20 protein-coding genes and 1 pseudogene are annotated in these 24,088 nt (G+C 59.8%); 10 read left to right on the top strand and 11 right to left on the bottom strand.

What is annotated here, in order from left to right; genetic code table 11:
• The first annotated feature begins 126 nt into the window (after positions 1 to 126).
• On the top strand, positions 127 to 1,557 hold the full coding sequence (gene sbcB, locus UB23_RS05175) for an exodeoxyribonuclease I (RefSeq protein WP_045058253.1): 1,431 nt from the start codon (positions 127 to 129) through the stop codon (positions 1,555 to 1,557).
• A 99-nt stretch (positions 1,558 to 1,656) separates the two neighbouring features.
• Here the strand turns inward: sbcB and mvaT are convergent, their stop codons facing one another.
• Entirely contained in the window at positions 1,657 to 2,034 is a 378-nt protein-coding gene (mvaT, locus tag UB23_RS05170; RefSeq protein WP_007933316.1) for a histone-like nucleoid-structuring protein MvaT, read from the bottom strand.
• A gap of 336 nt (positions 2,035 to 2,370) precedes the next feature.
• Here mvaT and purU point away from each other — a divergent pair, with 336 nt between their 5' ends.
• Both purU and UB23_RS05160 read left to right on the top strand, forming a co-directional pair.
• Positions 2,371 to 3,219 carry a formyltetrahydrofolate deformylase gene (gene purU / locus UB23_RS05165; RefSeq protein WP_045058252.1) on the top strand — a complete coding sequence of 283 codons (849 nt, stop codon included), beginning with the start codon at positions 2,371 to 2,373 and terminating at the stop codon, positions 3,217 to 3,219.
• An 86-nt stretch (positions 3,220 to 3,305) separates the two neighbouring features.
• Positions 3,306 to 3,512, top strand: coding sequence for a hypothetical protein (locus tag UB23_RS05160; RefSeq protein WP_045058251.1), 207 nt, complete (start codon positions 3,306 to 3,308; stop codon positions 3,510 to 3,512).
• Here the strand turns inward: UB23_RS05160 and UB23_RS05155 are convergent.
• From UB23_RS05155 to UB23_RS30660, 5 genes and pseudogenes are all read right to left on the bottom strand, one after another.
• Positions 3,499 to 4,494, bottom strand: a complete 996-nt coding sequence (locus UB23_RS05155; protein ID WP_045058250.1) for a lysylphosphatidylglycerol synthase transmembrane domain-containing protein — start codon at positions 4,492 to 4,494, stop codon at positions 3,499 to 3,501. The genes UB23_RS05160 and UB23_RS05155 overlap by 14 nt on opposite strands.
• Positions 4,491 to 5,267: a DUF2334 domain-containing protein gene (locus UB23_RS05150; RefSeq protein WP_045058249.1), complete on the bottom strand. Its 777-nt coding sequence runs from the start codon at positions 5,265 to 5,267 to the stop codon at positions 4,491 to 4,493. The genes UB23_RS05155 and UB23_RS05150 overlap by 4 nt, the downstream gene beginning before the upstream one ends.
• Positions 5,260 to 6,381: a glycosyltransferase family 4 protein gene (locus UB23_RS05145; protein ID WP_045058248.1), complete on the bottom strand. Its 1,122-nt coding sequence runs from the start codon at positions 6,379 to 6,381 to the stop codon at positions 5,260 to 5,262. The genes UB23_RS05150 and UB23_RS05145 overlap by 8 nt, the downstream gene beginning before the upstream one ends.
• Before the next feature lie 188 nt (positions 6,382 to 6,569).
• Complete coding sequence (locus tag UB23_RS30665) at positions 6,570 to 7,334, bottom strand: methyl-accepting chemotaxis protein (protein WP_442963620.1); 765 nt, start codon at positions 7,332 to 7,334, stop codon at positions 6,570 to 6,572.
• A 93-nt stretch (positions 7,335 to 7,427) separates the two neighbouring features.
• Positions 7,428 to 8,459 (bottom strand): annotated as a pseudogene (locus UB23_RS30660) (HAMP domain-containing protein); the annotation flags it as partial.
• 174 nt (positions 8,460 to 8,633) lie between these two features.
• On the opposite strand from UB23_RS30660, the gene UB23_RS05135 reads away from it, so the two are divergent.
• Positions 8,634 to 10,121 (top strand): helicase HerA-like domain-containing protein, encoded by a 1,488-nt coding sequence (locus UB23_RS05135; protein ID WP_045058284.1) that lies wholly within the window; start codon positions 8,634 to 8,636, stop codon positions 10,119 to 10,121.
• Between the two features lie 72 nt (positions 10,122 to 10,193).
• Here UB23_RS05135 and UB23_RS05130 read toward each other — a convergent pair whose 3' ends face one another.
• Positions 10,194 to 10,649, bottom strand: coding sequence for a DUF721 domain-containing protein (locus UB23_RS05130; protein WP_007945864.1), 456 nt, complete (start codon positions 10,647 to 10,649; stop codon positions 10,194 to 10,196).
• A gap of 307 nt (positions 10,650 to 10,956) precedes the next feature.
• On the opposite strand from UB23_RS05130, the gene secA reads away from it, so the two are divergent.
• The 4 genes from secA to UB23_RS05110 all read left to right on the top strand — a co-directional run bounded on the left by secA (position 10,957) and on the right by UB23_RS05110 (position 16,758).
• Positions 10,957 to 13,692, top strand: a complete 2,736-nt coding sequence (gene secA, locus UB23_RS05125; RefSeq protein WP_045058246.1) for a preprotein translocase subunit SecA — start codon at positions 10,957 to 10,959, stop codon at positions 13,690 to 13,692.
• 118 nt (positions 13,693 to 13,810) lie between these two features.
• The gene (argJ, locus tag UB23_RS05120; protein ID WP_045058245.1) at positions 13,811 to 15,028 is read left to right on the top strand and encodes a bifunctional glutamate N-acetyltransferase/amino-acid acetyltransferase ArgJ; all 1,218 of its coding nucleotides are present in this window, start codon (positions 13,811 to 13,813) and stop codon (positions 15,026 to 15,028) included.
• A 156-nt stretch (positions 15,029 to 15,184) separates the two neighbouring features.
• On the top strand, positions 15,185 to 15,817 hold the full coding sequence (locus UB23_RS05115) for a glutathione S-transferase family protein (protein ID WP_045058283.1): 633 nt from the start codon (positions 15,185 to 15,187) through the stop codon (positions 15,815 to 15,817).
• Positions 15,814 to 16,758 (top strand): Nudix family hydrolase, encoded by a 945-nt coding sequence (locus UB23_RS05110; RefSeq protein ID WP_045058244.1) that lies wholly within the window; start codon positions 15,814 to 15,816, stop codon positions 16,756 to 16,758. The genes UB23_RS05115 and UB23_RS05110 overlap by 4 nt, the downstream gene beginning before the upstream one ends.
• A 130-nt stretch (positions 16,759 to 16,888) precedes the next feature.
• On the opposite strand, the gene UB23_RS05105 is transcribed toward UB23_RS05110, so the two are convergent.
• Genes UB23_RS05105 through UB23_RS05095 form a run of 3 tightly spaced genes read right to left on the bottom strand, consistent with a single transcriptional unit; the run spans position 16,889 to position 20,476 of the window.
• Entirely contained in the window at positions 16,889 to 17,473 is a 585-nt protein-coding gene (locus UB23_RS05105) for a cob(I)yrinic acid a,c-diamide adenosyltransferase (protein ID WP_045058243.1), read from the bottom strand.
• Positions 17,474 to 17,482: 9 nt separating this feature from the next.
• Positions 17,483 to 19,513: a sensor histidine kinase gene (locus UB23_RS05100; protein WP_045058242.1), complete on the bottom strand. Its 2,031-nt coding sequence runs from the start codon at positions 19,511 to 19,513 to the stop codon at positions 17,483 to 17,485.
• Between the two features lie 45 nt (positions 19,514 to 19,558).
• Positions 19,559 to 20,476: a putative 2-dehydropantoate 2-reductase gene (locus UB23_RS05095; RefSeq protein ID WP_045058241.1), complete on the bottom strand. Its 918-nt coding sequence runs from the start codon at positions 20,474 to 20,476 to the stop codon at positions 19,559 to 19,561.
• Between the two features lie 133 nt (positions 20,477 to 20,609).
• Here UB23_RS05095 and UB23_RS05090 point away from each other — a divergent pair, with 133 nt between their 5' ends.
• Together UB23_RS05090 and UB23_RS05085 are read left to right on the top strand one after the other, a co-directional pair.
• Positions 20,610 to 21,095, top strand: coding sequence for a YajQ family cyclic di-GMP-binding protein (locus UB23_RS05090; protein ID WP_007906601.1), 486 nt, complete (start codon positions 20,610 to 20,612; stop codon positions 21,093 to 21,095).
• 18 nt (positions 21,096 to 21,113) lie between these two features.
• A complete protein-coding gene (locus UB23_RS05085; protein ID WP_045058240.1) occupies positions 21,114 to 21,956 on the top strand; it encodes a mechanosensitive ion channel family protein in 843 nt (280 codons plus the stop codon).
• A gap of 80 nt (positions 21,957 to 22,036) precedes the next feature.
• Here the strand turns inward: UB23_RS05085 and UB23_RS05080 are convergent, their stop codons facing one another.
• The gene (locus UB23_RS05080; protein ID WP_045058239.1) at positions 22,037 to 23,365 is read right to left on the bottom strand and encodes an OprD family porin; all 1,329 of its coding nucleotides are present in this window, start codon (positions 23,363 to 23,365) and stop codon (positions 22,037 to 22,039) included.
• Between the last annotated feature and the right edge of the window lie 723 nt (positions 23,366 to 24,088).

Raw genomic sequence — 24,088 nt, 5'->3', positions numbered from 1 at the left:
CCGGGGGGAAACGACATCACAATGTAATACCCCGTATGCAACTCGCGCTGCCCGAATCACATCAGCACTGGCCGCAGCCTTGCTTGAACGCCTAGACTTTGCCGATCTTCAGTTCAGGAACAGCCCGTGACTTCCATCTTCTGGTACGACTATGAAACCACCGGCATCAATCCGCGCTGCGATCGCCCGCTGCAAGTTGCCGGCATCCGCACCGACTTCGCGCTGAATGAAATTGACGAGCCGGTCAACCTGTACTGCCAGCCCAGCGAGGATATCCTGCCGCATCCTGCCGCCTGTGCGATCACCGGCATCACGCCCGGGTGCCTGGCCGAGCGAGGTCTGAGCGAAGCAGATTTCATGACCCGGGTGCACGCGCAACTCGCCGCACCGGGAACCTGCGGCGCCGGCTACAACACGTTGCGTTTCGACGATGAAATGACCCGTTACAGCCTGTACCGGAATTTCTTCGACCCTTATGCCCGCGAGTGGCAGGGCGGTAACAGCCGCTGGGACCTGATCGACGTGGTGCGCGCCGCCTACGCCCTGCGCCCCGATGGCCTGGCGTGGCCGACGGACGAACAGGGAAGGGTGACACTCAAGCTCGAACGCCTGACGGCAGCCAACGGCATCGACCACGGCAACGCCCACGAAGCGCTGTCGGACGTGCGCGCCACTATCGCCCTGGCGCGGCTGATCCGGCAAAAGCAGCCAAAACTTTACGACTGGCTCTTTCAGTTGCGCGGCAAGCAGAAGGTGCTGGATCAGATCCGTCTGCTGCAACCCATGGTGCACATCTCCGGGCGCTTCTCGGCGGCGCGCAACTATGTCGGGGTGGTCTTGCCACTGGCGTGGCACCCGAAAAACAAGAACGCCCTGATCGTCTGCGACTTGCACCTCGATCCCCAATGCTTGCTCGATCTGGATGCCGAAGCGCTTCGCGAGCGCCTGTATACCCGCAGCGATGATCTGGCCGAGGGCGAGTTGCCGGTGCCGTTGAAGCTTATTCACATCAACAAGTGCCCGGTCGTAGCGCCCTTGTCGGTACTGCGTGAGCAGGATCAGCACCGCCTTGGGCTGGACATGACGCTTTATCAGGCGCGTGCGCTGCGGCTAAGTGACGCACAGCAAGTTTGGAAAGATAAAGTTCAGGCGATCTATGCCCGCGAAGGTTTTCCTGCCAGTGATGACCCGGAACAACAGTTATACGATGGTTTTATCGGCGATCGGGATCGGCGTTTGTGTGAACAAGTCCGGGCGGCAGATCCCGCCCAACTGGCACAACAGAAGTGGCCGTTCGATGATGAGCGCCTGCCTGAATTATTGTTTCGATATCGCGCGCGCAACTTCCCTGACACCCTGAGTTTCGAAGAACAGGAACGCTGGCAGATATTCTGTCGGCAGCGTTTGTCCGCACCTGAGTGGGGCGCGCCCAATACCCTCAACTCTTTTGCAGAGGCCGCAGCTCAACTGATGCTTACTGCCACGCCGGAGCAATGTGCAGTGCTGGATGAGTGGCAAAAATATGTCCAGGTATTACGGGTTCGTTTGAACCTTTGAAAACGAACATGCCCGGTGTTGAATGCCGGGCATAAAAAAACGCCAGCATTTAGCTGGCGTTTTTTTTGGCGCGGATCAGTCTGCGCCACGCTCTGTGGCTTAGCCCAGCAGAGTCGCCCAGCCTTCAACCACGTCACCGCCCCACTTGGCTTTCCACTCTTTCAGAGTCTTGTGGTTGCCACCTTTGGTTTCGATGACTTCACCGTTGTGCGGGTTTTTGTATTGTTTAACTTTGCGAGCACGCTTGGTGCCAGTAGTTTTTACTGCGCCACCGCGTGGAGCCTTGGTTTTGGATTCCGGGTCCAACAGCGCAATGATGTCGCGCAGGGACTTGGAGTACTCGCCCATCAAGGTGCGCAGTTTGCCTTCGAATTCCAGCTCGGTTTGCAGTTTGTCGTCTTGGGACAGATTCTTCAAACGGGCTTGCAGCTCTTTGATAGCTTCTTCGGTGGCGCGATATTCGTTGATCAAGGACATGATGACTACCTTATGATGGACGCTGGATAGCAGGTGACAGTGCGCCAATAATAGTCAGGGTGTTTCATCAAGTAAACATTTAACCGAAGTTTATTTAATTCACTTACGATGAGTAGGCATTAAATTGTGCGGGCAATTAAATACTCTGAACCTGTCTTCGCCCATCTTCACAATTGCCGCTTGAATATCGCCTGTCAGACCACCATCGCGCGCAGCGGAACGGTTGCCGGAGCTGTTTCCCCGGGCCAGGCGCAACACCCGCCATCATCAGTACTGCAGTTTTGCTGCGTAATCGCTAGAATGGCGGCCTTTGCGAAGTTCTGGAGTTTCCCCCTCATGCGCACTTTTCGGCTGGTGATTGCTTGCCCGGACCGCGTCGGTATCGTTGCTAAAGTCAGTAACTTTCTGGCGTCACATAATGGCTGGATCACTGAAGCGAGCCATCACTCGGACAACCTCAGTGGCTGGTTCTTCATGCGTCACGAAATCCGTGCCGACTCGCTGCCTTTTGGTATTGAAGCTTTTCGCGAGGCCTTCGCGCCTATTGCCGAAGAGTTCTCGATGAATTGGCGCATTACCGATACCGCGCAGAAGAAGCGTGTTGTATTGATGGCCAGCCGTGAATCCCACTGCCTGGCTGACCTGCTGCACCGCTGGCACAGCGATGAGCTCGATTGCGAAATCTCCTGCGTGATTTCCAACCACGATGACTTGCGCAGCATGGTTGAATGGCATGGTATTCCTTACTACCACGTTCCGGTGAACCCGCAGGACAAGGAACCGGCATTCAAGGAAGTCTCGCGTCTGGTCAAACAGCACGATGCCGAGGTGGTGGTACTTGCCCGATACATGCAGATCCTGCCGCCGGAGTTGTGCAGCGAGTACGCGCACAAGGTGATCAACATTCACCACAGCTTCCTGCCTTCGTTCGTTGGCGCCAAGCCGTATCACCAGGCTTCGCTGCGTGGCGTGAAGTTGATCGGTGCCACTTGTCACTACGTGACCGAAGAGCTGGACGCCGGTCCGATCATCGAACAGGACGTGGTGCGTGTCAGCCATAGCGACAGCATTGAAGACATGGTGCGATTTGGCCGGGATGTCGAGAAGATGGTGTTGGCCCGTGGCCTGCGTTATCACCTCGAAGATCGGGTGTTGGTCCACGGCAACAAGACTGTGGTGTTCTGATAGCCGCACAACCTTGTTGAATTTCGAAGGGCCTGGGCGTTCAATCGCTGCAGGCCCTTTGTTGTTTTTGCAGTGAGGATTTGTTAATGGCTGATCCAATCGACAAGGCGACTTCCACGCCTCCCGCGACGTTGGGGGAGGGCTGTTTGAGTCGTTACGATCCCGATGACTTGAGTGCCGAGGATGGCACGGAGTTTCCAGGTGCGCGGGAGTTGTGGGAGACGTTGCATCCAGAGGACGAGGATTTGGGCCCCGTGGAAACTTCGGGGCAAACCACCCCTAAGCCTGCTTGAGCCTCATCAATTTCCTCAGCAGCGGTCGCCCCAGCAGCAAAAAGAACACCGGTCCTCCCACCACCAGGTAGAAGTAATAAGTCACGGCCCGCCAGATCAGGATGGCCGCGGCCGCCGTCGACTTGCCCACCATCGGCGCCAGCAACGCGGCCGAAGTCAGTTCTGTCGCTCCGGCGCCGCCGGGCAACAGGCTGAACTGCCCGGCGCTGAGAGACAGCATCTGGATCAGGAACGTCCAGGCCCACTGCAGGTCCGCCCCCAGGCCGCGCACGGCCAGGTACAACACGCTGTAACGCAAACCCCAATGCAGGCAGGTCAGTGCAAATACCTTGATCAGCGTCTGACGGGGAAGTTTCAGGGTGTCGGTGAATGCGGCGAGAAAGTGCAGGAGTTTGCGTGCCCAACGCAGGCGCGTTGAGGCTTTGACATTGAGACGCGCCAGCAGGCGGCCGCTCAGGCGGATCAGCAATCGGTGGTAGCGCGCCACCGCGATGCAACTGACCAGGCCGCCAAACATTGAAATGGCGCTGACCATCAATAGCCATTCCATTCGCTGGCTCAGGTGCTGGAACAGTGCGTAGACCAGGATCCCGCTCAGCGCGCACAGGAAGAACACCAGGTCACTGAGCTGATCCATCGCAAACACCGCGCTGCCCCTGGCCGGGCGAACGCCCTGGCGCGAGAGCAGGGCCATGATCGTCAGAGGTCCGCCGCTGCCTCCAGGCGTGGCGCAATAGGCAAACTCGGCGGCCATCACCACCCCAAGACTTTTCAGGCGGCCGACCTTGTGACACTGATCGCCCAATAACAGTCGCAGGCGCAGGGTGTTCAGGACCCAGCACAACAGAATCATGCCGAACATGATCAGCAGCCAGTGCAGGGGGAAATGCCGCAACCGATACCAGGTTTCATTCCCGCCCAGCAGGGACGGGATCAGCACCGCAACCAGCAGCGCGACGAGAAGAAGAATGACGCGGCTCATGCGCGGCGACCGACAGCAGCGTCTGGCAGTCGCAACCAGTCGGCCTTGGTCAGCGGCATACGCCCCTGATCCAGCAGACGCTTGACGGTTTGCAGCCAGTAATCCCGGGAGAACCGGTGGCGCATGTCCACCGGATGCAGGCCGAGGCGAATCACCGGCGCTTGCTGCCAGCGTTGCTCCCGGCGGTCGCTGAGCCACTTCGACAGGCCGCGACGCCAGGCACTGCGGGCGCTCCACACCAGTCCCGGCGCGTCCACAACGCTGAAGTCCGGCAGGCGGTAAAGGTGCTGTGGATCACTGGTGTAGCTCAGCGGCAACTGGCGCAGGGCTTGCCGTGTTCCGGCACTCATCAACCAGGCCGGCGCGACGAACCCTTCCAGGGGCCAGTCGTAGCGACGGAACATCTCGATGCCAGCCTGCAGGCGGGACAGCGCTTGCTGCTCGGTCAGGTGATAGAACTCACCTTCGTGGGTGTAGATACGGCGCATGAACCAGTCTCGTGGGGTGCTCGGCGGTGAACCTTCGTCGCAATGAAAATAGCCGTGCAGCGCCAGTTCGTCACCCCGGGCCAGACGATGGGACAGCAGTCGGCGAAAGTCCGGGTGCGCTTGCAGGTCATTGTGTTTGTGGAAGTCAGGTACCACCAGCCAGGTCATCGGCACCGCGCCCAGGGCATCGACAGCTTCGACGAAAGGCTGATAGTCGGGCCAGGTCTGCGGTGCGACATCGTGCAGCACCAGCAGCAGGCAGGGGGGATTCGCGGATTCAACCATTGGCGATCAGCGGCCATTGCGTGCCCAGCACAGCATGATAATGCCCCAGCAGGCTGTCGACCACCGTATCCCAGGCGTAATGCTGTTCCACATGACGGCGAGCCTGTTGACCCAGGGCCGTACTGCCCGAACTGAATAGCGCGTGGACGGCGCTGGCCATTGCCGCCGGACTGTTGGGTGCGCAGAGCAGGCCGCACTGGTCGGTGACCACTTCCTGAAAGGCCCCGGCCGCTACCGCGATTACCGGGATACCGCTGGCCATGGCTTCGAGGATCACCAGGCCGAAGGTTTCCTGATCGCCAGCATGCAGCAGTGCATCGGAGCTGGCCATCAGGCGAGCCACGTGCGGCGCCGGGCAGAACTCATCGATCACCGTGACGTTATCCGGCACGAGTGTTGGCATCGATGAACCCACCAGCAGCAGGTGAAAGCGCGGGCCCAGTCGCTTCATGCAATCGAGCAGCACGGGCAGGTTTTTTTCCTTGGAACCGCGACCGGCAAAGATCAGCAGGCGGCTGTCTTCGGCAATACCCAGTTCCGCCCGCAGCCCCGTGTCGCGAGCGCCAGGGTGGAAGGTTTGCAGGTCGACGCCCAAAGGCTGCACATAGACATTTTGTACCCCCAGGCCAATCAGCTTGTCGGCCATGACCTGGCTGGGCGCGAGTACCCGATCGAAGTTGCCATACAGCTTCCTGACATAGGCTTCGACATTGGGTGTTACCCAGTTGCCCATGCGATTGCTGCACAGCAGCGGCAAATCCGAGTGATAAAAGCCAATCACCGGAACATCCAGCTGACGTCGCGCGTCCAGGGCTGCCCAGGCCGTGAGGTAAGGGTCGCCGACTTCAATCAGATCGGGCTGCAGATCCTGCAGGACATTTCGCCAGGGGGCGAGGCGAACGGGAAAACGATAGCCTTTGCCGAAGGGCAGGGCGGGGGCGGGAACAGTGTATACGCCGTCCTGTTCGCCCAGGTGGGCGCCGGGAATCAGCAGGCTGTGGCGAATGCCGGGCTTGATGCCCAGGCGTCGGTGTTTGGCATCCAGATACGTGCGCACGCCACCGCTGGCAGGGGCGTAGAACATGGTTATGTCAGCGATATGCACGATGAGCATCCCTCCGGTCCGTTGTTCTCCCTCGGTTGACCTTTTTGAAGGATAGATGTTCGGTTGAGGTTTGCCGGGTGGCTGGGCAGTTGGCGTTGTGTTTGATTTGAGAGCGCCATCGCGAGCAGGCTCACTCCCACAAGTCTGGACGTTAACCTGTGGGAGCGAGCCTGCCCGCGATGGCGTCGGTTCTGATGTTAGATACGGAAACTACCCACCAGCTGCTTCAGCCGCGCCGCCTGCTGCTCCAGGTCTGAACACGCCCGCAACGTCGACTGCAGGTTCTCCACCCCTTCCTGGTTCAGCGTGTTGATCTCGGTAATGTCGACGTTGATCGATTCCACCACCGCCGTCTGCTCCTCGGTCGCCGTGGCTACCGATTGGTTCATCCCGTCGATCTCGCCGATGCGCAGGGTCACGCTGTTCAGGCGTTCGCCAGCGAGGTTGGCGATGTCCACGCTGTCCTGGCTGTGACGCTGGCTGTCGCTCATGTTGCTCACCGATTCCCGTGCACCGACCTGCAGTTCCTCGATCATGGTCTGCACCTGCTGTGCCGATTCCTGGGTGCGATGCGCCAGGTTGCGCACTTCATCGGCGACCACCGCAAAGCCACGACCCGCTTCGCCGGCGCGTGCCGCCTCGATCGCCGCGTTGAGTGCCAGCAAGTTGGTTTGCTGGGAAATGCTGGTGATGACTTCGAGGATCTGCCCGATATTCACGGTCTTGCTGTTAAGCGATTCGATATTGGTGCTCGAGGCGCTGAGCATGCTCGACAGTTGATTCATCGCGGCAATGCTGCGATCCACCACTTGCTGACCGTCTTCGGCCAGATTGCGCGCGTCGCTGGCCTGGCTTGATGCCTGGGCGGCGTTGCGGGCGATTTCCTGGGCTGCGGCGCCCAGTTGATTGATCGCGGCGGCCACGCTGCTAGTGCGCGAGGCTTGCTGATCGGAATTGAACATCGACGAATTGGACGCGGCGACGACGCGCAACGCCACTTCATTGACCTGGCCGGTGGCCGACGCCACTTCGCGGATCGAGCCGTGGATGCGCTCGACGAAGCGGTTGAACGCCGTGCCCAGGATGCCGAATTCATCGTTGTTCTGGATGGTCAGGCGCTTGGTCAGGTCTCCCTCACCGTCGGCGATGTCTTCCATGGCCCGGGTCATCACGTGCAATGGCTGGATAAGCAGGCGGATCAGCATGCCCAGCAGGGCGATGATGATTGCCACGGCGATCAGCGTCGCCACAACCGCCGATGCACGGAACTCGCTGAGCATCGAGAAGGCTTTGTCTTTGTCGACCGACAGGCCGATGTACCAGTTGACCGAAGGCAGGCCTTTGACCGGGGTGAAGTTAACGATGCGGGTCTTGCCATCGACTTCCACTTCGCTGAAGTCACTGCTCAAACGCGGCGCCCCCTGGGGAAAGGCCTCGCTCAGCGTCTTCATGACCAGCGTTTTGTCCGGGTGAACCAGGATCTTGCCATCGGCACTGACCAGGAACGCGTAACCCATGCCGTCAAAATCCCGGGCGCTGAGGGTATCGATCAGGGTTTGCAGGCTCAGGTCGCCGCCCACTACGCCGACGCTCTGGCCGGCTTTTTTCGAGGCAGTGGCAATGGAAATGATGGTCTGCCCGGTGGCCGCATCGATGTAAGGTTCGGTCAGGGTGGCGGTGCTGCTACTTTCGGCACCTTTATACCAGGGGCGCACTCGCGGATCGAAGCCGGCAGGCATTTTGGCGTCCGGGCGAATGGTGAAACTGCCGGTCGCGTCGCCCAGGTAGGAGGCCATGAAGGTCGACGTCAACGCTTTCTGCTCAAGCAGGCTGGCCACAGTGCCCGGCTCGGGGTTGATGGCGATGTTCTGGGCAAGGTTGTCGATCAGCAGGATGCGCCCGCTCAACCAGGTCTGGATATTGCTGGCGGTAACGTCGCCCATCTCGTTGAGGTAGTTGTCCAGGTCTTCGCGGATGGCGTTACGTTGCAGGTAGTCGTTGTACAGCGTAAACGAGGCGAAGGCGGCAATGACGATTAGCGCGGCGGCAAGCAGGATTTTATGGCTGAAACGCAGGTTTTTGTTCATGGCTTGAGGTTCCGCTAAGGTCTTAATGGCCAGGGCGTGCTTTTATAAGAGAACGCGAAAGTGGGTGGTGACGAGCACAAGCGCACAGCTCCGTTTTTTCTGTAGGAAATTACCGACGCTCTTCAATCCCCTGTATCGGCCATCAGGAATCAAAGATTAACCATGGGTGACGAAATGCCTGACTCCTCGCAACTTGTTATTGGTGCTGATCTCGCTGGTAGCCCTATCGCCCAGGCGATGCGCCTGGCCAATCGTCATGGCCTGGTCGCCGGGGCGACCGGGACCGGCAAGACGGTCACCTTGCAACGCCTGGCCGAAGCCTTCAGCGACGCCGGGGTGGCGGTGTTCGCCGCCGATATCAAGGGCGACCTGTGCGGGCTCGGGGCTGCCGGTAATCCCCAGGGCAAGATCGCCGAGCGCATCGCCGGCATGCCCTGGCTGAATCACCAGCCCCAGGCGTATCCGGTGACCTTGTGGGATATCCACGGCAAGTCCGGTCATCCTTTGCGCACCACCCTCAGTGAAATGGGCCCGTTGCTGCTGGGCAGCCTGCTGGAACTGACCGACAGCCAGCAGTCGGCGCTGTATGCCGCGTTCAAGGTCGCGGATCGGGAAGGCCTGCTACTGCTGGACCTCAAAGACCTGAAGGCGCTGCTCAATCACCTGCGCGATCATCCGCAGTTGCTGGGAGACGACGCCGCGCTGATGACCACCGGTTCCAGCCAGGCGTTGTTGCGCCGCCTGGCAACGCTTGAACAGCAGGGCGCCGAAGCGCTGTTCGGTGAGCCCGCGTTGCAGCTCGAAGACATCCTGCAACCGACCGCCGAGGGTCGCGGGCGCATTCACCTGCTCGACGCCAGCCGCCTGGTACATGAAGCGCCGAAGGTCTACGCCACGTTCCTGTTGTGGTTGCTGGCTGAACTGTTCGAGCAATTGCCCGAGCGCGGGGATGCAGACAAACCGCTGCTGGCGCTGTTTTTTGATGAGGCGCACCTGCTGTTCGCCGGTACTCCCCAGGCCCTGCGTGATCGCCTGGAGCAAGTGGTGCGGTTGATCCGCTCCAAAGGCGTGGGGGTGTATTTTGTGACCCAGTCGCCGGGTGACCTGCCGGATGACGTGCTGGCCCAGTTGGGCTTGCGTGTGCAACATGGGCTTCGCGCGTTCACCGCCAAGGAGCAGAAATCCCTGCGTGCGGTCGCCGAGGGCTTTCGTCCCAACCCGGCGTTTGATGCCTTGTCGGTGCTGACCGAATTGGGGATCGGCGAGGCGCTGGTGGGCACCTTGCAGGACAAAGGCACCCCCGCGATGGTGCAACGGGTGCTGGTAGCGCCGCCGCAGTCGCGGATCGGACCGCTGACCGAGACCGAGCGCACGATGCTGATCGCCGGCTCGCCGTTCAAAGGCCGTTACGACAAGCCGATCGATCGCGAGTCAGCCTACGAAGTGCTGATGGGACGCAAGGGCTTGGCGCCGGAGCCTGAAGCCACGCCGGGCAAGGCAGGCGCTGAAGAGCCAAGCTTCACCGACAAGGCCGGGGAATTCCTTGGCACGGCGGCGGGTCAGGCGCTCAAGTCGGCGATGCGTCAGGCGGCCAATCAACTGGGGCGGCAGTTGGTGCGGGGGTTGATGGGGTCGCTGCTGGGAGGCAACAAACGCCGCTAAAAGCAAAAGATCGCAGCCTTCGGCAGCTCCTACGTAGGAGCTGCCGAAGGCTGCGATCTTTTGATCTTGCCGTTAAACCTTTGGTTTGGCGTGAGCCGCCAGCCGTTCCAGCGCTGCCCGGAGATTCGGATCGCTGATTCCGTCGGCCGTGGCCTGAATGGTTGCGCCTGCATCGGTCGATAAACTGATGGTATGCCCCGCAGCACCTTGCTGAACGGTGGGCGGCTGTACCTTGAACAGAATCCGCGTCAGGCTGGCAAATTCGTCAAACATTTGTAACTGACGCTGCAAACGCTTCTGCTGATAGCGCAGCCGGGTCGCCCAATGCCCATCGGTCACGATCAGCAGCAGACTGCCTTCGCGCCAGGAGGCCACATGGCAGTGTTCCCGGGCGGCAGGCTGCAGCTGGCTTTCCAGCAGGCGCTGCAGATGACCCAGGCGTTGAGCGTGACCAAAGATGGCTTTAAGCGGTTTGGCTTCGCGAAGCAGAACGGCGGGTGCTCTGGCCGTGAGAGGGCGAAATGCCATGATCAGACACCTGAAGTAACAGAGCAGCCATCTTAGCAGAAAGGCCTGGCCGTACCTCATCCATCGTTCTGGCGACGCTTTATCCATTAAATCAATGATTAACTTCGTACTTATCCGGGTTGAAACTGGCAGAAAAGGCCTTATTGTAAGTGAGCCCCGTCACAGCGCTGTGCCAGCATCGTGGAATAACGCCACTTTCCTCTCCATCGTTTCCGGGTAGAATGCTCGTTCGCATGCGGCCATGAGGGCTGCTCGGGCGACTCACGGGGCCGCCCTCCATCCCTTTAGTGTGGAAGATCCTGCCGATATGTTTGCGCCTTTGTTAAAGAAACTTTTTGGAAGCAAGAACGAGCGTGAAGTCAAACGCATGCTCAAGACGGTGCAATTCGTCAATGCCTTCGAAGAGCAAATGGTGGCCCTTTCGGACGATCAATTGCGTGCCAAGACAGACGAGTTCAAGGCCCGCATCGCCAAAGGGGAAACCCTCGACAAGCTGCTGCCTGAAGCCTTTGCGGTCGCCCGCGAAGCCGGCAAGCGCGTCATGGGTATGCGCCACTTCGATGTCCAGCTGATCGGCGGCATGACCTTGCATGAAGGCATGATCGCGGAAATGCGTACCGGTGAAGGCAAGACCCTGGTGGCAACACTGGGCGTTTACCTGAACGCGCTGTCCGGCAAGGGCGTGCACGTTGTGACCGTGAACGACTACCTGGCCCGTCGTGATGCCAACTGGATGCGTCCGCTCTACGAATTCCTCGGCCTGACGGTCGGCGTTGTCACGCCGTTCCAGCCGCCGGAAGAGAAGCGCCTGGCTTACGCCGCCGACATCACCTACGGCACCAACAACGAATTCGGTTTCGACTACCTGCGCGACAACATGGCGTTCAGCATGGAAGAAAAATTCCAGCGCGAACTCAATTTTGCCGTGATCGACGAAGTCGACTCCATCCTCATCGACGAAGCCCGTACCCCGCTGATCATTTCCGGTCAGGCCGAGGACAGCTCCAAGATGTACGTCGAGATCAACCGACTGATCCCGCAACTGGAGTTGCACGTCGAGGAAGTAGAAGGCGAAGTCACCAAAGCTGGCCACTACACCGTCGACGAGAAGACGCGTCAGGTCGAGCTCAACGAAGCCGGTCACCAGTTCATTGAAGACATGCTCACCCGCGTCGGTCTGCTGGCCGAAGGCGAAAGCCTGTATTCGGCACATAACCTGGGCCTGCTGACCCACGTCTATGCCGGTCTGCGTGCGCACAAGCTGTTCCATCGCAACATCGAATACATCGTGCAGGACGGGCAGGTTGTGCTGGTCGACGAACACACCGGTCGTACCATGCCGGGTCGTCGTCTGTCCGAAGGCTTGCACCAGGCCATCGAAGCCAAGGAAGAGCTGAACATCCAGGCCGAAAGCCAGACCCTGGCATCGACCACCTTCCAGAACTACTTCCGCCTGTACAACAAGCTGTCCGGCATGACCGGTACGGCAGACACCGAAGCGTTCGAGTTCCACCAGATCTACGGCCTGTCGGTCATGGTGATTCCGCCAAACCGTCCGCTGGCACGTAAGGACTACAACGACCTGGTGTTCCTGACCGCCGACGAAAAATACGCGGCGATCATCAACGACATCAAGGAATGCATGACCCAGGGCCGTCCGGTGCTGGTGGGTACTGCAACCATCGAAACTTCCGAGCACATGTCCAATCTGCTCAACAAGGAAGGCATCGAGCATAAGGTCCTGAACGCCAAGTTCCACGAGAAGGAAGCCGAGATCATCGCCCAGGCCGGTCGCCCAGGCGCACTGACCATCGCCACCAACATGGCCGGTCGTGGTACCGACATCCTGTTGGGCGGCAACTGGGAAGTGGAAGTGGCTTCGCTGGAGAATCCGACCCCTGAGCAGATCGCCCAGATCAAGGCCGACTGGCAAAAACGCCACCAGCAAGTGCTGGAGTCCGGTGGCCTGCAGGTCATCGCTTCCGAGCGTCACGAATCGCGCCGTATCGACAACCAGTTGCGCGGTCGTGCCGGCCGTCAGGGTGATGCCGGTTCGAGCCGCTTCTACCTGTCGCTGGAAGACAGCCTGATGCGTATCTTCGCCTCTGATCGGGTGAAGAACTTCATGAAAGCCCTGGGCATGCAGCCTGGCGAAGCGATTGAGCACCGTATGGTGACCAACGCCATCGAAAAGGCCCAGCGCAAGGTAGAAGGCCGCAACTTCGATATTCGTAAGCAACTGCTCGAGTTCGACGACGTCAACAACGAACAGCGTAAAGTGATCTATCACATGCGTAACACGTTGCTGGCCGCTGACAACATCGGCGAGACCATCGCTGACTTCCGTCAGGACGTGCTCAACGCCACCGTCAGCGCGCACATTCCGCCACAGTCGCTGCCAGAGCAGTGGGACGTGGCCGGTCTTGAGGCTGCATTGCAAAGTGATTTCGGTGTTGCCTTGCCGATCCAGCAGTGGCTCGACGAAGACGATCACCTGTACGAAGAGACCCTGCGCGAGAAGCTGATGAACGAGCTGATCGCCGCGTACCACGAGAAAGAAGACCAGGCTGGCGCCGAAGCGCTGCGTACCTTCGAGAAGCAGATTGTGCTCCGCGTACTGGATGACCTGTGGAAAGACCACCTGTCGACCATGGATCACCTGCGTCATGGTATCCACCTGCGTGGCTACGCCCAGAAGAACCCGAAGCAAGAGTACAAGCGCGAGTCGTTCACGCTGTTCTCCGAGCTGCTGGATTCGATCAAGCGCGACTCGATTCGTGTGCTGTCTCACGTACAGGTTCGTCGCGAAGATCCGGTCGAAGAAGAGCAACGCCTGCGCCAGGAAGCCGAAGCTCTGGCCGCACGCATGCAATTCCAGCACGACGAGCCGCCAGGTCTGGAGCAGCCGGAACTGCTGGGTGAAGAGGTCGATGTTGCCCTCGCCACCGCGCCGGTGCGTAACGAACAGAAGCTGGGCCGTAACGAACTGTGCTACTGCGGTTCGGGCAAGAAATTCAAGCATTGCCACGGGCAGATCCAGTAAAACCCGTTCAGCACGCTGAAATACCCGCGCCGCGACCGGCATCAGCCGTCGCGGCGTTTTGCCATTTGATACCGCCGATCATCTGCGTCGGCGATGACTATTTTTAAGGAGCGCATTCATGGCTGTTGGTCTTGGTCCTTTGCCAACGTTGCACCCGGTTGCCGGTTTTGAACTCGGTATTGCTTCGGCCGGCATCAAGCGCCCGGGGCGCAAGGATGTCGTGGTCATGCGCTGTGCCGAAGGCTCGACGGTCGCTGGCGTGTTCACCCTGAACGCCTTTTGCGCCGCACCGGTGATTCTTGCCAAGCAGCGAGTGCAAGGCCCGGTGCGTTACCTGCTGACCAACACCGGCAACGCCAACGCCGGCACCGGCGAGCCTGGCCTGGCCGCCGCCGAGCGCACCTGCGCGAAGCTGGCAGAGCTGACCGGCGTCGATGCCCGCCTGGTGCTGCCGTACTCCACCGGGGTGATCGGCGAACCGCTGCCGGTCGAGAAGATCGAAGGCGCCTTGCAGGCTGCGCTCGACGACCTGTCGGTCAACAACTGGGAAGCTGCCGCCACCGGCATCATGACCACCGACACCTTGCCCAAGGGGGCGAGCCGCCAGTTCGACCATGACGGCGTGACCATCACCGTCACCGGCATCAGCAAAGGTGCTGGCATGATTCGGCCGAACATGGCGACCATGCTGGGCTACATCGCCACTGACGCCAAAGTGTCCCGTGAAGTGCTGCAAAACCTGCTGCTGGACGGCGCCAACAAGTCGTTCAACCGCATCACCATCGACGGCGACACCTCGACCAACGACTGCTGCATGCTGATCGCCACCGGACAGGCGGCGCTGCCGGAAATCACCCGCGCCGAAGGCGAGCTGTTTGCCAAGCTGAAACAGGCCGTGTTCGAAGTGTGCATGGACGTCGCCCAGGCGATCGTTCGTGATGGCGAGGGCGCGACCAAGTTCGTCACCGTCCAGGTTAATGGCGGCGGCAACCACCAGGAGTGCCTGGACGTCGGTTACACCGTGGCTCACTCGCCCCTGATCAAGACTGCACTGTTTGCTTCCGATCCGAACTGGGGCCGTATCCTGGCCGCCGTTGGCCGCGCGGGTGTGCCCGATCTGGATGTGAGCAAGATCGACGTGTTCCTCGGGGAAGTGTGCATCGCCAGCCACGGCGCCCGTGCGGCCAGTTACACCGAAGCCCAGGGTGCGGCGGTGATGCAGCAGGAAGAAATCACTATCCGGATCGAACTGGGTCGCGGCGCGTGCAGCGAGACGATCTGGACCACAGATCTGTCTCATGAGTATGTAAAGATCAACGCTGAGTACCGTACTTAAGCCAGACCGGGTCGGTCGAACGCGACCCCGGCCCATCGCGGGCAAGCCCCGCTCCCACAGGATTGCGCTGACCCTGTGGGAGCGGGCTTGCCCGCGATGACGGTCAACCAGAAGCTGAAAAATCTGGCCCATACCTCTTATCCAAGGGTCCCGAACATGAGCCTCCACCTGATCATCGGCGACAAATTGTATTCCTCCTGGTCCTTGCGCGGCGCGCTGGCGCTTGATCTGGCCAAAGCCCCCTACAGCGAAGAACTGATCAAGCTGAACCAGCCGGACACCCGTGAACGCCTGCTCAAACACTCGCCGACCGGCAAAGTCCCGCTGCTGAAAACCAGACATGGCACCATCGCCGATTCCATGGCGATTGCCGAGTACCTGGCCGAACAGTTCCCGGATGCTGGGCTCTGGCCCAGCGATGTAGCGGCCCGGGCCCAGGCCCGCTCGGCCTGCGCGCAAATGCACGCCGGGTTCTTCGCCCTGCGGGCCAACATGCCGTTTGACCTCAGCCGCGACGCGCCACTGGTGTCGGCTCCGACTGAAGTCCAGGAGGACATCGAACGAGTGCTGGCGTTATGGGCGCAGTGCCGGGCCGCTGCGTCCGACGCCGGTCCGTTCCTGTTTGGCAAGGTTAGCCTGGCCGATGCTTTCTTCGCCCCGATTGCTGTGCGCCTGCGCACCTATCAGGTGAAAGTACCGGCCGAGGATGAGGCCTACATCGATACGATCTACCAATGGCCAGCGTTCAAGGCCTGGCAGAAAGCAGGTCTGAAGGAGGTTGGGCAGTGAAACGCGTACATGTAGCGGCTGCGGTTATTCGTGACAGCAGTGGCAAGATCCTGATCGCCCGGCGCGCCGATACCCAGCACCAGGGCGGTCTTTGGGAGTTCCCGGGTGGCAAGGTCGAGGCTGACGAGTCCGTCGAAACCGCCTTGGCTCGCGAGCTTCATGAAGAGCTGGGAATTGTGGTCGGCGCAGCGCGCCCGCTGATCAAGGTCCGCCACGATTATCCTGACAAGCAAGTATTGCTGGATGTCTGGGAAGTCTCGGCGTTTACCGGTGAGCCGCATGGGGCCGAAGGCCAGCCGCTGGCCTGGGTGGCTCCGCGGGACCTGCTGGACTACGAATTTCCGGCGGCCAACCAGCCGATCGTCGCGGCTGCGCGTTTGCCGGCCGAATACCTGATCACCCCTGAAGATCTGGAGACCCCGGCACTATTGCGCGGTATCCAGAAAGCCATCGCAGGCGGCATCAAGCTTATCCAGCTGCGCGCACCAAACGGCTACGATCCCAAATACCGGGATCTGGCGGTGGATGCGGCGGGACTGTGTGCGGGCAAGGCGCAGTTGATGATCAAGGGGCCGTTCGAGTGGCTGGGTGATTTCCCCTCGGCCGGCTGGCATATCACGGCCGCCCAACTGCGCAAATACGCGGCAGCGGGTCGACCGCTGCCGGCGTCGCGCTGGCTGGCGGCGTCCTGTCATAACGCAGAGGAGCTGGCGTTGGCCGAGCAGATGGGCGTGGACTTTGTCACCCTGTCGCCGGTACAGCCGACCCAGACCCACCCGGATGCCCAGCCGCTGGGTTGGCAGCAGGCGGCGAGCTTGATCGAAGGGTTCAGCAAACCGGTGTTCCTGCTGGGTGGCGTGGGCCCGGCTGAGCGGCAGCAGGCTTGGGAAGCTGGGGCGCAGGGTGTGGCGGGGATCCGCGCGTTCTGGCCTGAGGCTTGATTGTGTATTGAGGCTGCTGGCCTCATCGCTCGCAAGCCAGCTCCCACAGGGTTTGGTGTCGTTCACACATGTTGTGCACACGACAAAACTTGTGGGAGCTGGCTTGCCAGCGATGGCGCCCGAACAGGCGCTACGCTTCTGTGGGCTTCACCGCCGGCTGCCACAAGATTTCCGCAACCCCCTGGCGCCTGGCAATGACCCTTGCCATCACAAACAGCAAATCCGACAACCGATTGATGTAAGCCAACCCGACCCCGGCCAGCGGCTCAGTCGCATTCAAATGCTGACAGCGCCGTTCCGCACTGCGCGCCAGGCTGCGGCACACGTGCGCCTGGGCAATCAGCGCCGAACCGCCGGGCAAAATAAAATTCTCCAACGGCCCCAGTTCTTCGTTCCATACATCGATCGCCGCCTCCAGGCGCTCGATCTCTGTCATGTTCAGAGCCTGATACTCAGGCATTGCCAGTTCGCCGCCGAGGTCGAACAAGCGGTGCTGGCAAGGCGCTAACACCTCGACCACTTCATTAAGCCCAGGATACGCAGCAGTTTCCTGCGCCAATCCCGCCAGCAGCACACCAACCTGACTGTTTAGCGTGTCAACCTCACCAATTGCTTCAATTCGTGGATGGTCCTTGGGCACTCGGCGACCATCGCCGAGGCCTGTTTCGCCTTTGTCGCCAGTGCGGGTGTAGATTTTCGACAAGCGAAAGCCCATGGGTTACCTCTATAGCTGATTGAGTTCCTGAGAGACGAGCGCAGTGCTCGCCAAGGGCAGGCGCAGGGTGAAGCAGGTGCCCTGGCCGAGGGTCGATTGCACTTCCATCTGGCCCTTGTGGTTGTTGGTGATGATGAAGTACGACACCGATAAACCGAGCCCGGTCCCCTGGCCGATTTCCTTGGTGGTGAAGAACGGTTCGAAAGTACGCTTGCGCACGCTCTCGCTCATGCCGATGCCGTTGTCCTCGACCTGGATCTCCGCCCAGGGCGGGTTCAGGCGGGTGCGCAAGATGATCCGCCCCGGTTCACGGTCGTCCTCGCGCTGATGAATGGCCTGGGCGGCATTTTTCAGCAGGTTGAGCAGCACCTGCTCCAGCTCGTTGGCGGTGCCGGGGACCGGGCCGAGCTGCGGGTCGAACTGACGAATGATCGCCTGCCCCTTGAAGTCGAAACCGATCGCCAGGTCGAAGTCGTTGCCAGCGATTTCCACTGCCTGATCAATCAGCGCCGGCAGGTCGCAGGGCGCCATTTGCCGGGTGCTGCGCCGGCTGAAACTGAGCATGTGCGTCACGATTTTCGCCGCGCGGGCGCCAGCCTGCTGGATACCGTCGAGCAGTTGCGGCACTTCACGAGCCACCAGATACTGGTTCACGGTTTCCAGTTCGATGCCGATGTGCTCGGCCTGTTCAAGGTTCTTCGGCAACTCCGGGGACAGGCGCCGGCGGATGTTTTGCACGTTGTGCAGGATGGCGCCCAAGGGGTTGTTGATCTCATGCGCCATACCCGCCGCCAGGCCGCCGACTGAGAGCATTTTCTCTGACTGCACCATCATTTCTTCCAGCGAGAGACGCTGGGTGATGTCGTCGATACGGATGACCACGCCACGACCCGCGCCGCCCATCAGTGGATAAAACGTCAGGGCGTAATGCCTGGCTTCATCATCCTTGACCCAGGTCACCCGCTCGATCTTGGCCACCGTGTGCTGTTCGACCGTTTGCTTGAGCTGCGGCAAATACGGCTTTAGCGGTTCGAAGGCGAGGAAGATCGGCTGGTTCAGGGCCTCGTCCAGGCGAGTCCCGGACAGCGCGCTGGCCTCCTGATTCCATTGGGTGACGTAAAGCTGTTCATCCAGGGCAATCAACGCCGAGGGCATCGAGTCGATGATGCTGTTGAGGTAATTCTGGAAACCCGTGAGCTTTTTCTCGATCTTGCTGCGAACCTGCACTTCCAGTTCCAGTTTGCGATTGGTATGGCGGGTTTCTTCCGCCAGCCCCTGAGCCTGGTCGTAGGCGGCCTGGGAGTCGTCACGGGCGCGTTTGAGCTGCTGCTCCCGCGCTTCGATCCGCGACAGCATGGTATTGAACGCCTCGGCAAGGCTGCCGATTTCGTCATGGTTGCCGCGAGAGGCGCGCAGGGCGTAGTTCTCTTCCCTTGTGACTTGCCGGGACAACTCTTCCAGCTGATGGATCGGCCGGGTAATCAGGCGCTTGATCTGCCGGGCGATCACCAGCCACAACAGGATGCTGAAGATCAGGATCCCCAGGCTTGCCGTCAGCGTACCGGTGTAGAACGCCATCGGCAGTTCGCTGCTGGCAACCAGCAGCAAGTGACCAGGCGCTGTGCCGGGGCGGGGCAGGGTGATCACCTGGTTGCTGCGAAATTCGGTGGCTTGCCAGGACTCGATGTGCCGGTAGTGCTCTGGCAACTTGAGCTTTTCCCCCTGTTGCAACTGCGCCAGGCGCTGGCCTTTGCCATCGTAGAGGGCGGCTGCCCGCAGAGGCGAATAGCTATTGAGCTCGTTGAGCAGGCGTTCGGCGCTTTGTGGTGACTGCAAGGCGTCGGAGATCAGGCTGGGGTTGGACACCAGGCGGCCGATGGTCTGCAAGGCCTGGGGCGCCATGCTTTCCTGGGAAATATAATAAGCGGCGCTGATAAAGGTCAGGTTGGCGACCAGCAGAACAGTGGTCAACAGCACCAACAGGGCGGCCAGCAATTTCTGACCGACCGGTAGGTTTTCAAGGCGCTGGCGCAATGGCATCAGGTTCGTCGCTGCAAAGGAACAAGTGGCCAGCGTAGCCGCTGCTTAGTCGCTGGGCAATCCAAGGCTTTGCAGATGGGCGATCAGGCGCGACTCGAGCTGCTCCAGGTGTGGCAGGTGCAGCGAGTGCCGGCGCGCGGCTTTACAGGCGTAACCCAGCAGGTAGCTGATCTCGGTGCGCCGCTGGCTGTCGACATCCTGGTACATGGACGAGTAATTCGCCGCAGTGGCGTGGATCACGCGCTCTACTTCCTGCTGCAAATCCTCGGCGGCAGCCGGCTGGCCGCAGCGTTGGAGCAGCTCGCTCAGTTCACCGCAGAGTGTGGCGACTTCGCAATGATGCGCTTCAAGCCCGCCATTGCGGCACTGGTGCAGGACGGTGAGCGGATTGATCGCACAGTTGAGCGCCAGTTTGCGCCACAGCCGGGTCAGGATGTCGGTGCTCCATTCATGGGGAATGCCGGCGGCTGTCAGATCATCCAGCCAGATCGGCGGCACCGGGTGGCTGGCGTCCCCCAGCCAGGTATAGCCGTGGCCGGCAAAGACCACTCGCCAGTCGCCGTCGCGAAACGCCCCTTCGGTGCTTGAAGCGTATAGGCAGCGAGCGTGGGGAACCCGGGCGGCAACGGCGTCCTGGCTGCCCAACCCATTTTGCAGCAGGATCAACTCGGCGTCGGGTGCCAGGCGCGGCGCCAGTTGGGCCACGGCGCTCTCGGCGTCATAGGCCTTGCAGGCGACCAGCAGGCGCCTGATTGGCTCGGCGCTGTCCGGTGTCTGCGCCGGGATCGGGTAGCTGCGCGCCTCGCCATGTTCGACCAGGGTCAGCGCGCCTTGCGCCTCGTAGGCCTGCAGTCGCGCCTGATCTCGCACAATCAGCGTGACCGGCACCCCGGCCCGAGCCAGACGAGTGGCCCATAGGGTGCCGAGGCTGCCCGCACCGAGGATGTGCCAGGTGGTCGACATCAGCTTTTTGCTCTGTTTATGACGCGCATCGGAGGCTCGCAGTGAATGATCGGAAAGACCCGTTATAATCAGCGCGGATTTTAACCGCAAGCCAGGCGTGCTCCATGGGCACCCCTTTTACTGGAGAGATTACATGCCGTCGTTCGACGTGGTATCCGAACTGGACAAACACGAAGTCACCAACGCGGTCGAAAACGCCGTCAAGGAACTCGATCGCCGCTATGACCTGAAAGGCAAGGGCACCTTCGAATTCAAGGAAAAAGACCTGACCGTCAACCTGACCGCAGAAGCCGATTTTCAGCTTGAAGCCATGATTGAGATCCTCAAGCTGGCACTGGTCAAGCGCAAAATCGATGTGCAGTGCCTTGAGGTCAAGGACGCCTATGCATCGGGCAAGCTGATGAAGCAGGAAGCCGTACTGAAGGAAGGCATCGACAAGGAGCTGGCGAAGAAGATCGTCGCCCACGTCAAGGATGCCAAGCTCAAGGTGCAGGCCGCCATTCAGGGCGAGCAAGTACGCATTACCGGGAAAAAGCGTGACGATCTGCAGGAGGCTATCGCCGCACTGCGCGCCAAAACCTTCGACATGCCGCTGCAGTTCAACAACTTCCGCGATTGATTTCGAAGGAGAGCAACAATGGATTTGAATGCTGAAGTGGACAACCTGGTCAAGGCGTCCCAAGCCTGGATTCCAATGATCATGGAATACGGCAGCCGCGTGCTGCTCGCCATCATTACCCTGGCCATCGGCTGGTGGCTGATCAACAAGGTCACGCAGAAACTCGGCGGCCTGCTGGCACTGCGTAACGCCGACCTGGCGTTGCAGGGCTTCATCAGCAGCCTGGCGAACATCATCCTGAAAGTGTTGCTGATCGTCAGCGTCGCGTCGATGATTGGCGTGGAAACCACCTCCTTTGTCGCGGCGATCGGTGCGGCAGGCCTGGCCATCGGCCTGGCATTGCAGGGCAGCCTGGCGAACTTTGCCGGCGGGGTGTTGATTTTGCTGTTCCGTCCGTTCCGGATCGGTGACTGGATTGAAGCGCAGGGTGTTTCGGGTACCGTGGACAGTATCCAGATTTTCCATACTGTGCTGCGTACCGGTGATAACAAGACCATCATCGTGCCCAATGGCAACTTGTCCAACGGCATCATTACCAACACCAACCGTCAGCCAACCCGCAAAGTCGTGTTCGATGTGGGCGTGGATTACGAAGCGGACTTGCAAAAGGCCCGTGAAGTGTTGCTCGACCTGGCGAAGGACGAACGCGTATTGGCTGAGCCGGCGCCACAAGCGGTCATCTCCACCCTGGGCGACAGTTCGATTACTGTTTCCCTGCGCGTTTGGGTCAAGACTGCTGATTACTGGGACGTGATGTTCATGTTCAACGAGCAATCCCGGGATCGTCTTAAAACCGCTGGTATCGATATTCCGTTTCCGCAACGGGTGATTCGAGTGGTTCAGGAAGGGGCCGTGCAGTAACAGGCATAAGCTGCAAACAATAAAAAAGGCCCATCCGAAGATGGGCCTTTTTTTATCTAGAGCTAACTAACAGCTTTCGATTACAAGATCGACAGCGGGTAGTCAACGATCAGGCGGAACTCGTCGATGCTGCCTTCGCCTTGGTCAGCGTTGGCGCGGTGCCATGCTTGACGAATGCGGAACGACAGGTCTTTAGCCGGGCCGTTTTGTACTACGTACTTGGCTTCAACGTTGGTTTCGTGGTGTTTGCCATCTTCGCCGTACAGGCCAGCGTAAGCGCCATTCACCGGAGCGTTGGAGCCGTCGATGTCCCAACCTTTCACGTAACGGGTCATGAAGCTCAGACCAGGAACGCCGTACTCGGCCATTTTCAGGTCGTAGCGTACTTGGGCCGACTTCTCGCCAGGACCGTTGAAGTCAGAGTACTGGATGGAGTTGGCGAGGAAGATCGAGTCGCCGCCACGGTTGTTTTTACCCACGCCGACGTAGTCGAACGGGGTGTCGCCGTTGATTTTCTGGAAGCCAACGGTCAGGGTGTGCGCTTTCAGGAACGAGAAAGCAGCTGCCAGGGAGAACGCGGTGTTGCTGATGTCGCCTGCTTCAGCACTACCGGAATCGTCTGTGCGGTAGATGTTACCGTCCAGGTTCACCGACTGATCGCCACCCATAGGGATGGTGTAGTTGGCGTTGGCGTAGTACTGGTTCCAGATGTCTTCGAGCTGAGCGCCGTACAGCGATACGCTGAAGTTTTCGTTGATGCCGTATTTGGCACCACCGTAGTTGATGGTGTCAGCTTCGACGCCAGCGTAGTTGGCCCACAGACCGCCGTCACGGCCGTTTTTGTCCTGGCTGGTCGCCGAGTAGAAGTGACCGGCTTCGAGGTCAAGATCTTTGATCTCGCTGCTTTGCAGTTGGAAACCGCTGGCAGTTTGCGGAAGGATACGGGAACCGCCAACAGCAAATACTGGTGCGGTGCTAGGCTGCATGTCGCCCGCTTTCAGTTCGGTCTTGGAGATGCGAACTTTAAGTGCAGCGCCTGCTTTACCCTGGCTGTCATTGTTTTCGCCAGCAGCGTTGGTGCTCAGGTTACCCGAACCCGAGTACTTGTCGGAACCGTCCAGTTTGATGGCGAGGTAACCGAAAGCGTCAATACCAACACCCACGGTGCCCTGGGTGTAGCCAGAGTTGAACACACCGTGGAAACCCTGGGTCCAGTCTTTGTCATCGACTGCGCCGTCTTTCTTGTTACGGTTGAAGTAGTAGTTGCGGAGCAGCACGTTGAAAGTGCTGTCTTCAACAAAACCTTTGGCTTCGGCCTGGTCGCCTACGAAAGGTGCGGCCGTAGCCATTTGAGTGCTGGCTGCTGCTGCAACTGCCAGTGCGATCATGCTCCACTTCATCACGCGCATCGTGATTTGCTCCTTTGGTTTTAGAAGAGTACTGCCGTCCCACCTGTTTTATTATCTGGGCGGCTCTTTCTTTTTGTGTCGGCGCAAACTTATATCACGCCGACCATGTTGGCGATACTTGCGCATCTAACCTTTCAGCATCTTTACGACCCTGTCGCAAACAGCTGGGTAGATGTCGCAAATTTACAGCCCCAATGCAAGAGGACTGACAACTTGTTTGTTGTTTTCCAGGGCCTGAGCATCGGTAAAAAGAGTCCCTGGTGAAACGAGTGAATCTCCATCGGGCTACCTTGCCACTGTTTTTATATGCCTGGCGGCTTCCACTTCCAGCGGAGGCGCAAAAGGCGATGTGGGTGTGAATGCAACAAGCGTGCTCAAATCGGAAATCTGTCTGTTTTTTTTCTGAAATATCGCCAAAAGCCGTAAAGGCCTCATAAAACCGGGGGGTTCGTGCCCCGAGGTTCGAGCTTGACGCCGGGATTGGCATCGTGTTTCACCGTTCTGGCTACCAGCGCGACAAGTCAAAATGTTACCGGTTCACCCCGCAAGTGAGTAAAAGGTGGATCCCCGACCCATCAGCGTAGACGCAATGTGCGGTTTTGGTGCAAAAAATTTGCAGCACTGTGCGCAATTCACTCAGCGCGGCCATGATGTGGTTTGGAACGTCGCCTTGATAATCAGTCACTTCAGCGCTTTCGCCTTCCTGGTTCGTGCTGAAATGGT

Origin of the sequence: Pseudomonas sp. ES3-33 (genome assembly GCF_000952175.1) — a bacterium.
Classification (GTDB): domain Bacteria; phylum Pseudomonadota; class Gammaproteobacteria; order Pseudomonadales; family Pseudomonadaceae; genus Aquipseudomonas; species Aquipseudomonas gregormendelii.
This window is presented reverse-complemented; position numbering and strand designations above follow the sequence as displayed.

What these genes read in the sequence shown, in the direction of transcription:
- UB23_RS30665 (WP_442963620.1), bottom strand. Translation starts at nt 7,334, where the DNA reads ATGTTCAATTCCGATCAGCAAGCCTCGCGCACTAGCAGCGTGGCCGCC.
- UB23_RS05105 (WP_045058243.1), bottom strand. Translation starts at nt 17,473, where the DNA reads ATGGGCTTTCGCTTGTCGAAAATCTACACCCGCACTGGCGACAAAGGC.
- UB23_RS05150 (WP_045058249.1), bottom strand. Translation starts at nt 5,267, where the DNA reads ATGGTTGAATCCGCGAATCCCCCCTGCCTGCTGCTGGTGCTGCACGAT.
- UB23_RS05155 (WP_045058250.1), bottom strand. Translation starts at nt 4,494, where the DNA reads ATGAGCCGCGTCATTCTTCTTCTCGTCGCGCTGCTGGTTGCGGTGCTG.
- UB23_RS05115 (WP_045058283.1), top strand. Translation starts at nt 15,185, where the DNA reads ATGAGCCTCCACCTGATCATCGGCGACAAATTGTATTCCTCCTGGTCC.
- argJ (WP_045058245.1), top strand. Translation starts at nt 13,811, where the DNA reads ATGGCTGTTGGTCTTGGTCCTTTGCCAACGTTGCACCCGGTTGCCGGT.
- mvaT (WP_007933316.1), bottom strand. Translation starts at nt 2,034, where the DNA reads ATGTCCTTGATCAACGAATATCGCGCCACCGAAGAAGCTATCAAAGAG.
- UB23_RS05080 (WP_045058239.1), bottom strand. Translation starts at nt 23,365, where the DNA reads ATGCGCGTGATGAAGTGGAGCATGATCGCACTGGCAGTTGCAGCAGCA.
- UB23_RS05090 (WP_007906601.1), top strand. Translation starts at nt 20,610, where the DNA reads ATGCCGTCGTTCGACGTGGTATCCGAACTGGACAAACACGAAGTCACC.
- purU (WP_045058252.1), top strand. Translation starts at nt 2,371, where the DNA reads ATGCGCACTTTTCGGCTGGTGATTGCTTGCCCGGACCGCGTCGGTATC.
- UB23_RS05130 (WP_007945864.1), bottom strand. Translation starts at nt 10,649, where the DNA reads ATGGCATTTCGCCCTCTCACGGCCAGAGCACCCGCCGTTCTGCTTCGC.
- UB23_RS05095 (WP_045058241.1), bottom strand. Translation starts at nt 20,476, where the DNA reads ATGTCGACCACCTGGCACATCCTCGGTGCGGGCAGCCTCGGCACCCTA.
- UB23_RS05160 (WP_045058251.1), top strand. Translation starts at nt 3,306, where the DNA reads ATGGCTGATCCAATCGACAAGGCGACTTCCACGCCTCCCGCGACGTTG.
- UB23_RS05145 (WP_045058248.1), bottom strand. Translation starts at nt 6,381, where the DNA reads ATGCTCATCGTGCATATCGCTGACATAACCATGTTCTACGCCCCTGCC.
- UB23_RS05100 (WP_045058242.1), bottom strand. Translation starts at nt 19,513, where the DNA reads ATGCCATTGCGCCAGCGCCTTGAAAACCTACCGGTCGGTCAGAAATTG.
- UB23_RS05085 (WP_045058240.1), top strand. Translation starts at nt 21,114, where the DNA reads ATGGATTTGAATGCTGAAGTGGACAACCTGGTCAAGGCGTCCCAAGCC.
- UB23_RS05135 (WP_045058284.1), top strand. Translation starts at nt 8,634, where the DNA reads ATGCCTGACTCCTCGCAACTTGTTATTGGTGCTGATCTCGCTGGTAGC.
- secA (WP_045058246.1), top strand. Translation starts at nt 10,957, where the DNA reads ATGTTTGCGCCTTTGTTAAAGAAACTTTTTGGAAGCAAGAACGAGCGT.